The sequence below is a fragment of the Vibrio nereis NBRC 15637 genome (assembly GCF_001591105.1).
GTDB classification, from domain to species: Bacteria; Pseudomonadota; Gammaproteobacteria; order Enterobacterales; family Vibrionaceae; genus Vibrio; species Vibrio nereis.
The window spans coordinates 1-15,765 of sequence record NZ_BCUD01000012.1 but is presented as its reverse complement, the minus strand read 5'-3'; the positions used below and the strand labels follow the sequence as shown (position 1 = coordinate 15,765).

General features: G+C 45.6%; 15 protein-coding genes. 4 read left to right on the top strand and 11 right to left on the bottom strand.

Annotated features, from left to right (window positions below; all coding sequences use genetic code 11):
- Window positions 1–2 precede the first annotated feature (2 nt).
- The 7 genes from VNE01S_RS13095 to VNE01S_RS13065 form a co-directional block, all read right to left on the bottom strand.
- Window positions 3–824, bottom strand: a complete 822-nt coding sequence (locus VNE01S_RS13095) for an ABC transporter ATP-binding protein (RefSeq protein ID WP_053394530.1) — start codon at window positions 822–824, stop codon at window positions 3–5.
- 80 nt (window positions 825–904) lie between these two features.
- Window positions 905–2,149, bottom strand: coding sequence for an ABC transporter substrate-binding protein (locus tag VNE01S_RS13090; RefSeq protein WP_053394529.1), 1,245 nt, complete (start codon window positions 2,147–2,149; stop codon window positions 905–907).
- 45 nt (window positions 2,150–2,194) lie between these two features.
- Window positions 2,195–3,262 carry a branched-chain amino acid ABC transporter permease gene (locus VNE01S_RS13085; RefSeq protein ID WP_053394528.1) on the bottom strand — a complete coding sequence of 356 codons (1,068 nt, stop codon included), beginning with the start codon at window positions 3,260–3,262 and terminating at the stop codon, window positions 2,195–2,197.
- Window positions 3,263–3,273: 11 nt separating this feature from the next.
- A complete protein-coding gene (locus VNE01S_RS13080; RefSeq protein WP_006741061.1) occupies window positions 3,274–4,167 on the bottom strand; it encodes a branched-chain amino acid ABC transporter permease in 894 nt (297 codons plus the stop codon).
- A complete protein-coding gene (locus VNE01S_RS13075) occupies window positions 4,167–6,119 on the bottom strand; it encodes a long-chain fatty acid--CoA ligase (RefSeq protein ID WP_053394527.1) in 1,953 nt (650 codons plus the stop codon). Before VNE01S_RS13075 ends, VNE01S_RS13080 begins: the two co-directional genes overlap by 1 nt.
- On the bottom strand, window positions 6,119–6,919 hold the full coding sequence (locus tag VNE01S_RS13070) for an ABC transporter ATP-binding protein (RefSeq protein ID WP_046875934.1): 801 nt from the start codon (window positions 6,917–6,919) through the stop codon (window positions 6,119–6,121). The genes VNE01S_RS13075 and VNE01S_RS13070 overlap by 1 nt, the downstream gene beginning before the upstream one ends.
- A gap of 243 nt (window positions 6,920–7,162) precedes the next feature.
- Window positions 7,163–8,800: an electron transfer flavoprotein-ubiquinone oxidoreductase gene (locus VNE01S_RS13065; protein WP_053394526.1), complete on the bottom strand. Its 1,638-nt coding sequence runs from the start codon at window positions 8,798–8,800 to the stop codon at window positions 7,163–7,165.
- Between the two features lie 156 nt (window positions 8,801–8,956).
- Here VNE01S_RS13065 and VNE01S_RS13060 point away from each other — a divergent pair, with 156 nt between their 5' ends.
- The 4 genes from VNE01S_RS13060 (at window position 8,957) to VNE01S_RS13045 (ending at window position 13,291) form a co-directional block, all read left to right on the top strand.
- On the top strand, window positions 8,957–9,709 hold the full coding sequence (locus VNE01S_RS13060; RefSeq protein WP_053394525.1) for an electron transfer flavoprotein subunit beta/FixA family protein: 753 nt from the start codon (window positions 8,957–8,959) through the stop codon (window positions 9,707–9,709).
- Window positions 9,706–10,632: an electron transfer flavoprotein subunit alpha/FixB family protein gene (locus tag VNE01S_RS13055; RefSeq protein ID WP_053394524.1), complete on the top strand. Its 927-nt coding sequence runs from the start codon at window positions 9,706–9,708 to the stop codon at window positions 10,630–10,632. The genes VNE01S_RS13060 and VNE01S_RS13055 overlap by 4 nt, the downstream gene beginning before the upstream one ends.
- Window positions 10,633–10,720: 88 nt before the next feature.
- Window positions 10,721–12,733, top strand: coding sequence for an acetoacetate--CoA ligase (locus VNE01S_RS13050; RefSeq protein ID WP_053394523.1), 2,013 nt, complete (start codon window positions 10,721–10,723; stop codon window positions 12,731–12,733).
- An 84-nt stretch (window positions 12,734–12,817) separates the two neighbouring features.
- Entirely contained in the window at window positions 12,818–13,291 is a 474-nt protein-coding gene (locus VNE01S_RS13045; RefSeq protein WP_053394522.1) for a peroxiredoxin, read from the top strand.
- A gap of 469 nt (window positions 13,292–13,760) precedes the next feature.
- Here the strand turns inward: VNE01S_RS13045 and VNE01S_RS13040 are convergent, their stop codons facing one another.
- From VNE01S_RS13040 to VNE01S_RS13025, 4 genes are all read right to left on the bottom strand, one after another.
- Window positions 13,761–14,126 (bottom strand): T6SS amidase immunity protein Tai4 family protein, encoded by a 366-nt coding sequence (locus VNE01S_RS13040; protein WP_053394521.1) that lies wholly within the window; start codon window positions 14,124–14,126, stop codon window positions 13,761–13,763.
- An 81-nt stretch (window positions 14,127–14,207) separates the two neighbouring features.
- Window positions 14,208–14,588: a hypothetical protein gene (locus tag VNE01S_RS13035; RefSeq protein ID WP_156309792.1), complete on the bottom strand. Its 381-nt coding sequence runs from the start codon at window positions 14,586–14,588 to the stop codon at window positions 14,208–14,210.
- Window positions 14,589–14,731: 143 nt separating this feature from the next.
- A complete protein-coding gene (locus VNE01S_RS13030) occupies window positions 14,732–15,064 on the bottom strand; it encodes a hypothetical protein (protein WP_053394519.1) in 333 nt (110 codons plus the stop codon).
- Between the two features lie 360 nt (window positions 15,065–15,424).
- A partial coding sequence (locus VNE01S_RS13025; protein ID WP_217998401.1) for a DDE-type integrase/transposase/recombinase occupies window positions 15,425–15,765 on the bottom strand: 341 nt, incomplete at its 5' end.

The following is a 15,765-nucleotide window of genomic DNA, read 5'->3' as shown; positions in this document are numbered from 1 at the left end:
CCTTATAACCAACGCTTACGACGTTTGTAAGATTTCAGATTCTTGAAGCTCTTGCGATCTTCATCGCCGCCGCCAAGGTAGAACTCTTTCACATCTTCATTGTTTAGCAGTTCGTGCTTGCTGCCATCCAGTACGATTTTGCCTGATTCCATGATGTAACCGTAATCGGCCGCTTGAAGGGCAAAGTTGGCATTCTGCTCAACCAACAGCATGGTAATGCCTTGATCTTTATTGATCTTGTTAATAATGCTGAACACCTCTTTCACCAGCAGTGGTGAAAGCCCCATCGATGGTTCATCCAACAAGATCATTTTTGGACGAGCCATTAACGCTCGACCAATCGCCAGCATTTGCTGCTCACCACCTGACAAATAACCCGCCAGACCAGTGCGCTCTTTAAGGCGAGGGAAATAATCAAACACCATTTCGATATCTTGCTCGACTTCGTTGTCCGTACGCGTGTAAGCACCCAAGCGCAGGTTCTCTATCACCGTCATATCTTCAACGATTCGGCGCCCTTCCATCACTTGGAAGATGCCCGAACGGACAATCTCTTCCGGGCTTTTGTTATCAATACGCTCGCCCATGAAGTTGATTTCGCCACGGGTCACTTCGCCATCTTCAGTCTTCAATAGGCCGGAAATTGCTTTTAACGTTGTTGATTTACCCGCGCCATTTGCCCCAAGTAAGGTCACAATCTGCCCTTTTGGTACCTCTAAACTCACGCCGCGCAACACCAGAATTACTTCGTCGTACACCACTTCAATATTGTTCACCGAAAGTAATATTTCTTCAGGTTCGATATTCGTTGCTAATTCAGTCATCAAGCCACTCCTTGCTAGGGTGAGAGTGTCCTCTCACCCTTCCTTATTTTTAGTAAGCTTTGTTATTAATAAGTCGTAGATTAATAACCTAACCAATCATCGCGACGTGACAACGTCACCTGAGACACTTTCTTAATGTCGACTGCGCCGCCGTTGTTGTTACCCATAAATACGTTTACAGTTGTTGTGCCACGGTGATCTTCTGGCTGCCAGTTAGCAGGAACACACACGCCCTCTAAGCCTTTTGGTACCCAGTTATCATGGACATACATACCTTTCTTGATGTTGTCACCTGTGATACCACCATTGTCTTTCGCCCACTCCATCGCTTCTTTCATGTAGAACGCAGAACAAATGCCGCGAATGTAGTGGTGAGTTCTAAACTCGCCAGGCTCTGATTCAGACTGCTTAGAAATCTCACGAACCAGTTTCATGCCTTCGTTATCGTCTCCCCAAAACGCCGTCATGCCAGGGAAAACATAATCTTTAAGGCCGTCACCCGCCGCTTCAAGTACTGGTTTGTCACCGCCCCAAATGTTCGCCATGTACTGGAACTCTGTACCAACCGTGTTACAAGACTTCACTAGTGAGATAACCGAGCTACCGATATTGGCAATATAACCGTAGTTGGTGCCTGACTCTTTGAGTGACAGACATTGTGCTTTGAAGTCCCCCGGTTTGAGTGACACAACGACTGGGTTTTGCACCTCAAAACCAAGCTCTTCAGCATATTCTGCACACGCTTCTTTTGGCGCATTCGGGAATGGGTGGTTATCACCAATGTGGGTAAATTTCGGCGCACCTTGATTACCCTTAGATTCCCAATCTTCTTTCGCCCATTTCACCAGTGCACGACACGCATCCGAATAGGACGCGCCATAGAAGAAGTTATAAGGTGCTGGTTTCGCAGTTTTTGGGTTCTTGCCGGTTGGGTCGGTTAAGTGACCTGAATAAGAGGCAGAGAACACTGGCACTTTGTCTTTGGTCACAAACGAGATGAGTGCTTCTGTATCTGCCGTGCCCCAGCCTTGCAGCGCAACCATGTCTTTACGCGCCACCCAACGTTTGTAGTTGGAAATGGCTACTGGCACTTTATACGCCATGTCTACCGTTTCAAATTCGAGCTCAGTACCGTTAATGCCACCGTTTTGGTTAATCCAGCGTAATGCGTCTCGCACGCCGGAACCATAAGGCTTACTCACGTAGGCTGTTGGTCCAGAAAAGTCGACCAATTGCCCGACAAATACAGAGTCTTTTGCCCAAGTGGCGGTAGTAAACAGTGCCGAAGATAGCACCAACGTTGTCGCTAAATGTCCTTTGTTCATAACTCGTTGTCCTTGTTATTGAGGTATATTCCACTTAAGTACACGTTAATAAGAAAACGGATAGTGTTTCCAATATGCTCGAATCTGTTGCCAGCGATGCGACAACCCTTGAGGTTCGAAAATAAGAAACAGCATGATGACCAAGCCGATCGCCATTTCTTTGAAGTAAGCGAGGCCGTCGGTAAATGCGGTGTTATCACCAAACGCTGAAAGTCCTGTTACGCCAAACTCTAAAACCTCAGGCAGCAATACGATAAATATCGTACCCATCAGCGTACCTTTGACTGAGCCCAAACCGCCAATGATGATCATTGCCAGGAACTGGATTGACATCATGATGGTGAAGCCTTCTGCTGAAACGAATCCTAAGTAATGTCCGTATAGTGCACCCCCGATGCCTGCGTAGAACGCACACACACCAAATGAGAGCAAACGATACTTGGTTAGGTTGATACCCATGATTTCTGCCGACAGGTAGTGATCTCGCACCGAGACAAACGCGCGACCATCACGAGAACGGATCAAGTTCGATGCCCACATGTACATAAAGATCAACGCAAACAGAGCAATGTAGAAGAAGCTTTCATCGGTCGTAAACTCAAAGCCAAACAGATTGATAGGGTTTGCACCAGCACCATATGAGCCGCCACTGAACCAGTCTGCACGAGCAAAGAAGTCCTCTAAAATAAACTGCGCAGCCAAAGTCGCAATCGCGAGGTATAAACCTTTAATTCGCGCAGCTGGCAAACCAAACAGCATCCCGACAATCATGGTTAAGTAACCCGCAAGCGGAATCGCAAACACGACTGGAATGTTGTACTGGTTATTCAGCCAAGCCGATGCAAAGGCACCAAAGCCAAAAAACGCGCCATGACCTAGGGAAATTTGTCCGGTAAAGCCAACTAGGATGTTTAAACCCAGCGCCGCGATACCGAGATACGCAATCTGAATAAACAGGTTAAGAAAATAGATATCCAATACCAAAGGCGCAGCCAACATGGCGATCACACCCGCAATCGCTAGGCTTCTAATGGTTTTGGTTTCAAAAATTGGCGTATCACTTTTGTATGTGGTTCGAAAATCCCCACATGGGCGCATGCTAAGTTGAGCCATGTTATTTCTCCTTAAATACGCTCGATATCTTTGGTACCAAACAGGCCATATGGCTTGAAGGCAAGAATGATTAACAGCACATAGAACGGTGCGATGTTATAAAGGTTACCCACTTGCAGGTATTGACTATCAAAGAACTCAGCTAAGTTCTCTAGCACTCCGATGGTGATGCCACCGACAATCGCGCCGACCACCGAATCCAAACCACCCAAAATAACAGCTGGGAAGACTTTGATACCGATGATGGATAGCGCATCTGATACGCCGTTTACGATCCCGATAACAATCCCTGCTGTCGCGGATACCATTGCCGAAATAGCCCAACTGATGGCGAACACTTTCTTGATGGAAATGCCAAGACTCTGCGCGACTTGCTGGTTAAACGCCGTTGCGCGCATCGCCAAGCCCATTTTGCTGAATTTGAAGAACCAGTAGAACGCGCCCATGATGAACATTGAGAAGATCAAACTCAGAATGTAAGCAAACTCAACATTCAAACCACCGATATTCACCACGTTTGTTTCGAACACTTGCGGATAAGACACAGCCGAGACACCAAATATCCACTTCATCAGCGCTTGGAAGAACATGGATAGACCGATGGTCACCATAATCACCGAGATGATCGGCTCACCAATTAACGGCCTGAGCACAATGGTTTGCACGGCAATACCGAACACCATCATGAACGCGAGCGTGAGTAAAAAGCCGATAAAAAATGGCAGTTGCAGATGAACAAGCGCCGCCCAGCATACCCATGCGCCAATCAGCAAGAACTCACCCTGAGCGAAGTTGACCACCTGAGTCGATTTGTATATCAGTACAAAGCACATGGCGACCACGCCATACAACATGCCAACGATCACGCCATTAATGACGAGTTGCAGTAATAAATCCGTATTCACTATGCGATCCTCCGTTGTTCGCTATCCACCAGTGTTGGCTCATGTTCAATAAGCGTTTCAATCACTAGCGACGTTTGAATGCGTGTTTTGGTGCCATCCTGATAAGTGATTACCGTATCCACATCGACTTTTGGATCGTCGCTGTAGATGGTTTCGATGATGTCTCCGTATTTCTCCGCAACCACACCACGACGCACTTTACGCGTACGAGTTAGCTCGCCATCGTCGGCATCCAGCTCTTTGTAAAGTAGAATGAATTTGCTGATCTTCTGTGCATCCGGTAGGGATTCATTCACTTTCAGAACTTCTTCACGAATGGCTTGATACACTTCTGGTTGAGCGGATAAGTTGGTGTAGTTAGTAAATGCCAAACCGCGCTGCTCTGCCCACTTCGCGACGATCGCGTAGCGAATACAGATGATGGCAGACAGCCAAGGTCGACCTTTGCCCACCACTACGGCTTCTGCAATAAACGGCGAGAACTTGAGTTTGTTTTCAATGAACTGCGGAGAGTAGCGGTCGCCATGGCTGGTTTCCGACATATCTTTCAGACGATCAATCACCACCAAGTGACCAGAGTCTTTAAAGTAGCCCGCATCGCCGGTGTGCATCCATCCGTCTTGTACGTCTTCGTCATACGCTTCCTGGTTGTTCAGGTAGCCAGTAAACATGCCCGTACTTTTCGCGATGATCTCCCCCACGCCATTGCTGTCTGGGTTGATGACTTTCACTTCGGCATTGTCAAACGCGACACCGACCGAATCGTAATCCACGTCATCGGCTTGGTGGACGGTGTACGCACCACACATTTCGGTTTGACCGTAAAGCTGCTTGAGTGGCACGCCGATCGCTTGCAGATAGCGGAAAGTATCCGGTCCCATCGCCGCACCACCCGTCGCCGCAGATGCTAGATTCGAGAAACCTAAGCGGTCACGCAGAGCACGTAGCAAAATCCATTCAGCGAGTTTTGAACGTTTGCCCTGCTCCAGTGCTTTGTTGGCTAAGCTCATGCCCAGTTTGTACATCTTCTGCTTAAACGGTGTGGAATCCATCATTCGCGCAGACACGTCTGCCACAATGTTTTCCCACACTCGCGGCGCAAGCAGCACGAAGTTTGGACCGATTTCGCGCAAGTCAGACATCATGGTTTCTTGTTCTTCCACGAAGTTAACGATTTGACGAGAAATCAACGCCTGACCAACCACATACACCTGCTCCATAATCCAAGGCAAAGGCAGAACAGAAACGTAGTTGTCGCCTGGAGAGCGCGGGTCGGCACGCAGATAAGCCGCACAGTGATCTAAGAAAGTGCCGCTGTGTAGCTGAGCCAATTTTGGTTTGGAAGTCGTACCCGACGTGGTACAAAGAATCGAAAGATCGCTGCCTTTGGTTGCCGCAACCATATTGAGATATTTATCCGGATCCGCTTTGTCGATCTGTTGACCTTTTTTATAGACCTGCTCAACATCAATCAGTCGTGGGTCGTCGTACTTGCGCATTCCACGCGGGTCACAATAGATAATGAATTCTACGCTTGGGATCTCATCACCGAGCTCAAGTAGCTTATCGCATTGCTCCTCATCTTCCGCAACCACGACTTTTGCTTTGGCATAATTGATGAGGTACGCCACCTCTTCGTGCATAGAATCTTGATAGATGCCCAGCGAGAAACCTTTGATCGCGTGTGCGGCCAATTCGCCCCATACCCATTCCGGACGGTTATCACCCAGCAAACCAACAACGTCTTGCTCACCAACACCTAAATCTTGCAATGCCAGAGCCATCCACTTGACTCGGTTTTCATAATCTTGCCAAGTGAACTCTCGCCAAATACCAAACTCCTTTTCACGCATTGCGACTTGCTCGGGCCAGTGCTTGGCGTTGTGCTGCAACACTTTTGGAAAAGTATCTAAGCGGGTTATATCTGCCCAATCATTATGTTGCTGTGCCATTATGCACTCTCCTCTAATGTCGGTAACTCTTCGCCTAAGTACGCTTGTTTCACATGTGGGTTGGCCATCACTTCTTCTGGCTCGCCCATCGCAATGTGTTTACCAAAATCCAACACCAATACGCGGTTAGAGATATCCATGACCACGCCCATATCGTGCTCGATCATGATGATGGTGATATCTAACTCTTCATTCAGATCCATGATGTAACGCGCCATGTCTTCCTTTTCTTCCAAGTTCATGCCTGCCATCGGTTCATCAAGCAGCAACAACTTAGGTTTTAGAGCAATGGCACGAGCAAGTTCTACACGTTTACGTAAACCGTAAGATAGCGTGCCTGCGGTTGCTTTGCGGATGTGCTGGATTTCTAGAAAATCGATCACGTCTTCCACGTACTTGCGGTGCGCCATCTCTTCTTTCTGCGCGTTAGAGAACCAATACAGTGGCCCCGTGACGAAGTTGTTTTTCAGTAGGTGATGTCGACCAACCATAATGTTGTCGAGTACCGACATATGAGAAAAGAGTGCTAAGTTCTGGAAGGTTCTTCCCAGCCCTAACTCAGCTCGTTGGCTAGGCGTTCGTTTGGTTACGTCATCTCCAGCGAAGATTACAGAGCCTTTGTTTGGTGTGTATCGACCAGAGATGCAGTTAAGCATCGAGGTTTTCCCTGCACCGTTTGGACCAATGATTGAAAAGATTTCCTTTTCGTTCACATGGAAGCTCACGTCAGTCAGAGCTTTCACCCCACCAAAAGCCAATGAAATATCGTTTACCTGCAACAGAGGCGTTTCCGATACCATAGTTGATCTCCCTTTCATTATTTTTAAGTGCATTCCATTGAGCACTATCTGAAATCAAACTTAACTTGATACTGGTAACCGCTTTTACACCTGCGCATCAATTTTTATTCAGTTTACGTAAACGTCAACTTGTAATCAGAATAGTGCTTGAAAGATTAAGTTGCAATCGAGTTCGTCGTTAAAGATTTGAGCTAACGCAAAGTTTGCGTAAATAAATTGTTAAACAAATTAACTGTTTGACAATTACATGTTCGGGTAGTTAGGTCCACCACCACCTTCCGGCGGTGTCCAGGTAATATTCTGACTTGGATCTTTGATGTCACAGGTCTTGCAGTGGATACAGTTCGCCGCATTTATTTGCAGCTCTGGCTGTTGCTCTCCCTGCACGATTTCATATACGCCTGCCGGACAATACCGTTGCGCTGGCTCTGCATACAATTCAAGATTCTGTTCAATAGGTATGCGCTGGCTAGCCAAACGTAAATGGCATGGCTGATCCTCTTCATGATAGATATTAGATAGATAGACAGAAGAGAGACGATCGAAACTTAACACGCCATCAGGCTTCGGATAGACAATTTCATTGCTGTTTTCCGCCAATAACAGAGACTGATGATCAGGCTTGTCACAGCGGATATGCCACTTAGCTTTACCTTTTAATACGTTATGTTCCAGCAGCGCTAAAGCACCGCCCAGCCACGATCCAAAGCGGTGAATGCCACTTGAGAAGTTACGTGCTTGATAAAGCTCTTCATACAGCCAAGACTGTTTGAAGTGTTTTCGATAGTCAGCGGTAATCTCCTGATTATCAAGGGCTTCACATACTGCTTCAGCGGCAAGCATGCCAGATTTCATTGCGGTGTGCGTGCCTTTGATTTTAGCGCCGTTAAGCGTTCCTGCATCACAGCCAATCAACAAGCCACCAGCAAACTGTTGCGTGGGAAGCGAATGGAAACCGCCCTTGGTGATCGCTCTTGCGCCATAACTAATTCGTTTACCATTTTTGAGGTATTGCTCAATCATCGGGTGATGTTTAAAACGCTGAAATTCATCGAATGGACTCAAGTGCGGATTCTTATAGTTCAAGTCAACAATCAACCCGACGGCAACTTGGTTCCCCTCCAAGTGATAGAGATAGCTGCCTCCTGTGGCTTCGTTCACTAACGGCCAGCCTAAGCCGTGAACCACTAACCCTTGTTGATGCTGCTCTGGTGGTATTTCCCACAGCTCTTTAAAGCCGATAGCGTAATGTTGAGGCGTTTTCTCTTCAGCGAGATTAAATCGATTAATCAATTGCTTACCAATATGGCCACGCGCGCCTTCCGCAAACAGGGTAAACTTCGCACGCAGTTCAATACCGGGTTCGAAATTGGCTTTTTGTTCGCCATTTTTGTCTAACCCCATATCGCCAGTGATAACGCCACAAACACGGTTGTCTTCATCAATGATGGCTTGACTGGCAGTAAAACCTGGGTAGATCTCTACGCCCAAACCCTCGGCCTGCGCAGCCATCCAACGGCATAGGCTGCCCAAGCTGATAATGTAGTTCCCATCATTGTGCAACGTGCTAGGCACTGCCCAAGAAGGCAGTTCATGACCATTGATTTCATTGCCCAGATAGTAGGTTTTATCTTGGTTTACTTTGGTATTGAGTGGCGCGCCTTTCTCCTGCCAATCTGGAAACAGTTCATCCAAACTTCGCGTTTCAAACACCGCACCCGATAAAATATGTGCCCCAACTTCAGAGCCTTTTTCTACCACGCAAACTGATAGATCTTGTTCTTTCTCTGCGGCTAACTGTTTAATTCGGCATGCCGCAGACAAGCCTGCGGGGCCCGCGCCTACAATGAGAACATCAAATTCCATGCAGTCTCTTTCCATGATTGCATTCCTTTTTCTTTGCATGTTGCCAACTTGTTAATCAACAATATATTTAAAGTTGACGCAAACGTAAAGGTAAATTAACATCATTTTAAAGACGTCATCACATCGTCTTCCCAGTAAACACATAGTCTTCACTGTAAAAAGGAATCTAACGTGAAAATACTAGTGCCAATAAAAAGGGTCATTGATCCCTACATTAAAGTTCGCGTGAAAGCGGACCATAGCGATGTTGAAACCAATAACGTCAAGATGACGATTAACCCATTTTGCGAAATAGCCGTTGAAGAAGCCGTACGACTAAAAGAGCAAGGTATTGCAGATGAAGTCATCGTTGTCAGTGCTGGCGGTAGCCAATGTCAAGAGCAGTTGCGTACCGCGCTTGCTTTAGGTGCCGATCGCGCCATTCATGTCGATACCGAAGATAAAATTGAGCCATTGGTCGTCGCTAAGCTGCTTAAAGCTCTGGTCGAGCAAGAACAAGCACAACTCGTGATTACGGGTAAACAGTCGATTGATACCGACAACAACCAAGTGGCTCAGATGTTGGCAGCCCTACTTGACTGGCCTCAAGCGACTTTCGCTTCCGACGTTAAGATTGAAGATCAAAAAGTGCAGGTTGTCAGAGAAGTCGATGGTGGCTTGCTGACGGTTGCGATGAATTTGCCTGCAGTAATCAGCACTGACTTACGTCTGAATGAGCCGCGTTTTGCCTCTTTGCCTAATATCATGAAAGCTAAGCGCAAGCCGTTAGATACAATCACACCTGACAGTCTGGGTGTTGAAGTGGTATTTAGCCAAACCATTCAAGAAGTCACACCACCAGCGCAAAGAAAAGGTGGCATCAAGGTTGAATCTGTCTCAGAGCTTCTCGATAAGCTGCGTAACGAAGCGAAGGTGATTTCATGAAAAACTTAATCATAGCAGAACATGACAATAACCAATTGCATGCAGACACACTCAAAGTGGTTAATGCAGCAAAACAAGTCAGCCAAGACAATGTTTTGATCGTAGTGGGCCACCAGTGTGAAGAAGTCGCTCTGCAAGCTTGTCGCGTTGATGGTATATCAAACGTCATTTGTATCGATGACGAGCAACTCAAGCACCAATTTGCCGAGAGTATCGCACCTATTGTGGTGAGTATTGCCGAAGGTTTTGATGCTATCTGGGCAAGTTCTTCTTCAAAAGGGAAAGATCTGGCGCCACGAATTGCAGCAAAATTCGGGGTTGGGCAAATATCCGATATTGTCCAAGTTATCGATGAAAACACCTTTATTCGCCCTATTTACGCAGGTAACGCATTTGCCAAAGTGACCACCAGCGACAAGGTTCGCGTCGTCACAGTGCGCGCGTCTGCGTTTGAGCCGGTTACTTGTCACAACCAAGCTGATATCGAACATCAACAAGTCACCATCTTAACTCCAATGGTCGAATTGGTTTCTGTCGATAAAACCGTGTCAGAGCGTCCTGAATTAAGCGCGGCAGAGGTGGTTGTATCTGGCGGACGCGGGGTTGGTAGCAAAGAGAACTTCGCGTTGATCGAACAAGTCGCCGATAAACTGGGGGCCGCCATTGGCGCTTCTCGCGCGGCGGTTGATGCAGGGTTTGTTGCCAACGATTTACAAGTGGGTCAAACCGGTAAAATCGTTGCGCCTAAGCTTTATATTGCGGTCGGGATCTCCGGAGCCATCCAACACCTTGCAGGAATGAAAGAGTCCAAAGTGATTGTCGCGATCAACAAGGATCCTGAATCTCCTATCTTCGAAGTTGCCGACTATGGATTGGTTGGTGACTTGTTTGAGGTATTACCTCAGCTTACCGAGCAACTTTAAGCAATCGAAATGAGGGGCGAGCATTACGATGTTCGCCCTTTTATTTTGTTTTTAGCCATATTCAAACGGATTGAAATTAGAGGGACCTATGCCAAATTCTGCACCTATTTGGTCACCATCTGCTGAGCGCATCAGCAATAGCAAATTGCTACAATTTATCGAGACGGTTAATGCGCACCAAACCGAAGATATCTCAATCAATGATTACGCGTCTTTGCACCAGTGGTCCGTTGATCACAATGATGACTTTTGGCGACATACATGGCAGTTTTGCAACGTAATCGGCGATATGGGTTCGCAAGTAAAAAGCCTTGGCAGTCCCAAATGGACACAACCAAGTTCTACTTATAACCATGTAAATAGAGACACAGTATGGTTTGCTGACGCCACGCTTAACTACGCAGAGAATCTCCTCTCTCAGGCCGAACAAACACCTGAGCGTGAGTTTATCGTTTTTACTAATGAAAGCGGTGAACACAGGCAGCTCACTGGTAAACAGTTACTGGAACAAGTGTCTGTCGTTCAGCAATGGCTACTCACTTGTGATGTTGGTAAAGGCGATGTCGTTGCAGGCTACTTGCCCTATCTCCCAGAGACCGTTATAGGTATGTTAGCAACTACAAGCCTTGGTGCCATTTGGACTTCAACTTCGCCTGATTTTGGTATCGATAGCGTTGTAGAGCGTTTTGGTCAGGTCAAACCGAAAGTACTTTTTTGCTGTGACGGCTACCAATTCGGAGGCAAAACTTTCGATATGACGGACAAAAACACCACTCTTAGCAGCAAGTTAAGCAACGTACCAGAAAGCCCTTCAATTAGCGTATGCCAAATCGAATATATACAAAACGCTAAGAGTGCTAGCACTTCTGACTTTGTGTATTGGTCTGATATTACTCACCACTTTTCTCCACAACCAATTCAATATCAACCAACACTGTTTAATGACCCGTTATTCATTTTGTATTCTTCTGGCACAACGGGGCAACCAAAGTGTATTGTCCATTCCGTGGGCGGCACCCTGCTCAATAACCTCAAAGAGCATCAACTACATTGCGATATCAAACCACAAGACAAGGTTTTCTACTACACAACATGTGGCTGGATGATGTGGAACTGGCATGTTTCAGCACTTGCGAGTGGTGCTACCTTAGTGATTTACGATGGTAGTCCGGTTTACCCTGATCACTCCGTCTTATGGCGATTAGCGGAAGAACATAACGTGTCACTGTTTGGTACGTCAGCGAAATACTTAGAGGCACTGGAGCATGCGAGCTACTCTCCCAAGTCAGAACATGACCTGAAATCACTCACAACCCTGTGTTCGACTGGCTCGGTGCTTTACCCAGAACAATTTAATTATGTCTATCAGCACATCAAGCAGGACTTGCATATCGCTTCTATCGCTGGCGGCACGGATATTTGCGGGTGCTTTGTACTTGGAAACCCTATCTCACCAGTTTACAAAGGTGAATGCCAAGGCGCAGGGCTGGGAATCGACGTGCGTGTTTTGGACGACGAGGGAAAAACCATTACACAGCAACGCGGCGAACTGACTTGCAATAACTCACTACCTAACTTCCCTATTGGGTTTTGGCACGACAACGGCGAACGCTATCACAACGCTTATTGGAGCAAGTTTACTGATATCTGGCACCACGGCGACGATGTGATGCAAACCGAACATGGCGGCTTTATTTTTTATGGCCGTAGCGATGCGACATTGAATCCAGGCGGCGTACGAATCGGCACCGCTGAGATCTATCAGCAAGTGAACGCGTTACCCGAGGTCGAGGACTCCATCGCCGTCGGCAAGTTAAACCAGCAGTCTGAAGAAATCTGGTTAATAGTAAAACTCGCTCACGAGGTCGAGTTAACCCAACAACTCACCGATTCAATTCGCCAAACACTAAAATCAAAATGTTCACCGCGCCATGTACCACGCCAAATTTTTGCTATTAGTGATATTCCTAAAACGCGCTCGGGAAAACTGGTTGAACTAGCAGTGAAACAATTGGTTAATGGACAACCTGTAAAAAACATTGGCGCCATTGCCAACCCAGAAGTGCTGGATGAAATTGCGCACTTATCCAAGAGTGGCTAAAAAGTCATCCGATATATTGATGAAAGTGGTTCAAGCCTAAAAACAAACTACACTTGTAACACGCCAGCCAACAAGGAAGATAAAATGATTCAACCAGGCCAAACTATACCTGCTGCTACGCTCAGCGAACTGACAAAAGACGGGATGGTAAATCATACAACCAGCGAATTGTTTGCCAACAAAAAGGTGGTCCTTTTTGCAGTACCGGGTGCTTTTACCCCAACATGCTCAGAAGCACATTTACCTGGTTTCGTTACCCTTGCTGACCAAATTAAAGCGAAGGGTGTGGATATGATTGCTTGCATAGCGGTTAATGACGCATTTGTTATGCAGGCATGGGGCGAAGCACAAAATGCATCCGAAATCTCTATGCTCGCGGATGGTAACGCCAGCTTTACCAAAGCACTCGGGCTGGAGATGGATACCGGCGAATTTGGCGGCATTCGTTCTCAGAGGTATTCGATGGTTATTGATAACGGCGTAGTAACACAGCTTAACGTAGAACCACCTAATCAGTTTGAAGCCAGCAGTGCTGGAACCCTACTGGCGAGCTTGTAATATTCGAATCAATAAAGAAGCGGAAGAGACGACTTCCGCTTCTTTATTCTTTGAACCTGCATCTTGCTAACATCGAGAGCATTACTGTCAAAGCAGGCTTAGGAGTGAATACAGCTCAGAATAGTAGATTGAACCACACGCTATATACCCATCATCGCTGGCCACAACATGACACAAGCAGCAATCGCTATAGCGACATGTATAAATGAAAACATAAGGTAAATTGACGTTTGTAATTCGAACCTTTTACGCGTAGCTTCTCTACACCATAGCAAAAATGAGAACGGAGAGAATACAAAAGACAGAAACACTACTATCCCGATTAATGCGACGACAGGCTCTGGCAATATTCCCTCATACGATAAACCGACACTTAAAAGTATTAGGAAGACAAAACTCAATAAAACATACGACTTCAATCTTCAGTGCTCCCTTCGTTGCGCCGCTTAGTGACAATAAGCGTAGCGGATCACTCTGGTTTTATGGCTTCGAGGTACAAAGAATGAAGCTCTTCAGAGTTCAAAAAATCTATACAATAAGCCAGTTCTATTACCTGACCATCTTTTGCAATGTAGCTTGTTTCAACTTCACTTTCTAGCAATGTACTTACGTCAAAGAATACGTCTAAGTGCAAGTCGGAGAACTCTCTATAGCCCTGCATCGCCGCTAGTGCATCATCTGCGATATCAGAACCTTTATAATATTTAGCAAGGCAAGACGAAAGCGCAAAGCTCTTAAAGAGCTGTTCGTCGTTCTGATTAATTAACGGACTGGCATTTGCGCCCATACTGAAAATTAGCCCACATATAAAGCTAACTAATCTTCTAATTTTCATCAATAAACCTACCCGTTACTGAGTAATAAACACATAATACTATGGTTACCGAGGAAGAATGACAACATGCTCTTAAGCGCTTTATTGGCAGGCTTTCTCATTCGCACTTATGCCACTGAATGGAACCAGAAATAAACTACTACAGAGTGCATAAAATAACGGCAATATAGCAACCCCCAATCCTGCCAAGAACACCGCAGTCTCAAACGGATATTGCCCTAAAACTAAAACAAGCCCATAAACCGTCGTTAGGGTAGCGCTGACCCAAACCACCTTCAATAATCGACTAATCTTGTGAGTAAGGTTACTGCGGCCAGGTATCAAAAGAGATAGCAACGCAGGTAAGAAAGTACAAATAAGAGAAAAACTGTCATAAAACAATTGCCAATCATTCATTAGCAATAAGTAACTAAGAATATAAGTACAACCAGCTAAATAAACGACCAATCCAAATTTTTTCAATTTTACTCCTAAAATCATGTAAGAAAATTCAGTAACTATCATATGAGGGAAAAGCACACTAACGAAGATTTTCTAGCTGCACTCCAAAAATATCAAGAGTGCACACAATGTATATTTTCTTGTTCAGCGTACTGTCACTTAAATTATGACTTATTACATTCGACGCTCATTTCAAAACAAACGCCGCCTTTGTCATTACATTTTTCTAAAACTTTCCCTTTAGCCTCTGCCTGTGTATTACCTGTTCCGTAAACACCTCCCGCTGTAACATAATCCAAATAGCACCCCCACTTTTTGGTGCTTGAAGGTCGCGATTTACCCTCCAACTCAGACACTCTTTGTTTTAGATAGTAAATTTCTCTTTTTAGTTCTCTTATTTCTTCACGAACCTCGGCGTTACTCATTAAAAAATCCGTTTCATTAGCAAAAACAGATGTAGATAGTATCGTCATAACCAATATTGATTTAAACTTCATTTATTTTTAATCCACGTTAATTTTAAACTTATCACATTGCATTCTGGGCTAATAAACAGATTGGACTTACCCCGTATTGAATTACGTTTTTCATACTATCCAAACTTGTTATTTTTCCTTTAGATAAAACAGTACCAACCTTTATACATTTTTACTATTTTTTATGGTTTTTTAAGTAGCGAGTTAGATATCACGCCTTTCACATAAAAACCAGTGGCGCTTTATAGTCAATTAAGTAACAAACGACGTTCTTCCATTTATCACAATGTTTTATAGCATAAAGCCTAGAGTTTTATTGATGCTTATAATCCCCAATTAAGGCTCTACTCACACTGGACGCAGCCTAGACGAATTTGAAATTTAACGCTGTCCATCACGGTCCAAATAGATGATGATACCTTTAGGTGACTTACGTGACTCAAACGCCATTTTTAGCGCATTGATGATGAGCTCAACGGTCATCGTTGTCCCTAGCGACCAACCCACGATGCGCCTTGAATGCAAGTCCATCACTGTCGACAAGAAGAGCCAACGGCTCTTCACCCAGACATACTTGATGTCCGCTACCCACTTCTGATTTGGCGTCTCAGATTCGAAGCCTCGACGCAGTAAATTGTCAGCAACATTCGTCATAGCAGCCACTTCCTTGCAGTACTTAAACCCCTTGCCATTGCGTGCCCTGATACCTTTTCCCTTAATGA

Excerpts from the sequence above, each read along its gene's own strand:
- VNE01S_RS13095 (WP_053394530.1), bottom strand. The coding sequence starts at position 824 with ATGACTGAATTAGCAACGAATATCGAACCTGAAGAAATATTACTTTCG.
- VNE01S_RS13090 (WP_053394529.1), bottom strand. The coding sequence starts at position 2,149 with ATGAACAAAGGACATTTAGCGACAACGTTGGTGCTATCTTCGGCACTG.
- VNE01S_RS13085 (WP_053394528.1), bottom strand. The coding sequence starts at position 3,262 with ATGGCTCAACTTAGCATGCGCCCATGTGGGGATTTTCGAACCACATAC.
- VNE01S_RS13075 (WP_053394527.1), bottom strand. The coding sequence starts at position 6,119 with ATGGCACAGCAACATAATGATTGGGCAGATATAACCCGCTTAGATACT.
- VNE01S_RS13070 (WP_046875934.1), bottom strand. The coding sequence starts at position 6,919 with ATGGTATCGGAAACGCCTCTGTTGCAGGTAAACGATATTTCATTGGCT.
- VNE01S_RS13065 (WP_053394526.1), bottom strand. The coding sequence starts at position 8,800 with ATGGAAAGAGACTGCATGGAATTTGATGTTCTCATTGTAGGCGCGGGC.
- VNE01S_RS13055 (WP_053394524.1), top strand. The coding sequence starts at position 9,706 with ATGAAAAACTTAATCATAGCAGAACATGACAATAACCAATTGCATGCA.
- VNE01S_RS13050 (WP_053394523.1), top strand. The coding sequence starts at position 10,721 with ATGCCAAATTCTGCACCTATTTGGTCACCATCTGCTGAGCGCATCAGC.
- VNE01S_RS13045 (WP_053394522.1), top strand. The coding sequence starts at position 12,818 with ATGATTCAACCAGGCCAAACTATACCTGCTGCTACGCTCAGCGAACTG.
- VNE01S_RS13040 (WP_053394521.1), bottom strand. The coding sequence starts at position 14,126 with ATGAAAATTAGAAGATTAGTTAGCTTTATATGTGGGCTAATTTTCAGT.
- VNE01S_RS13030 (WP_053394519.1), bottom strand. The coding sequence starts at position 15,064 with ATGAAGTTTAAATCAATATTGGTTATGACGATACTATCTACATCTGTT.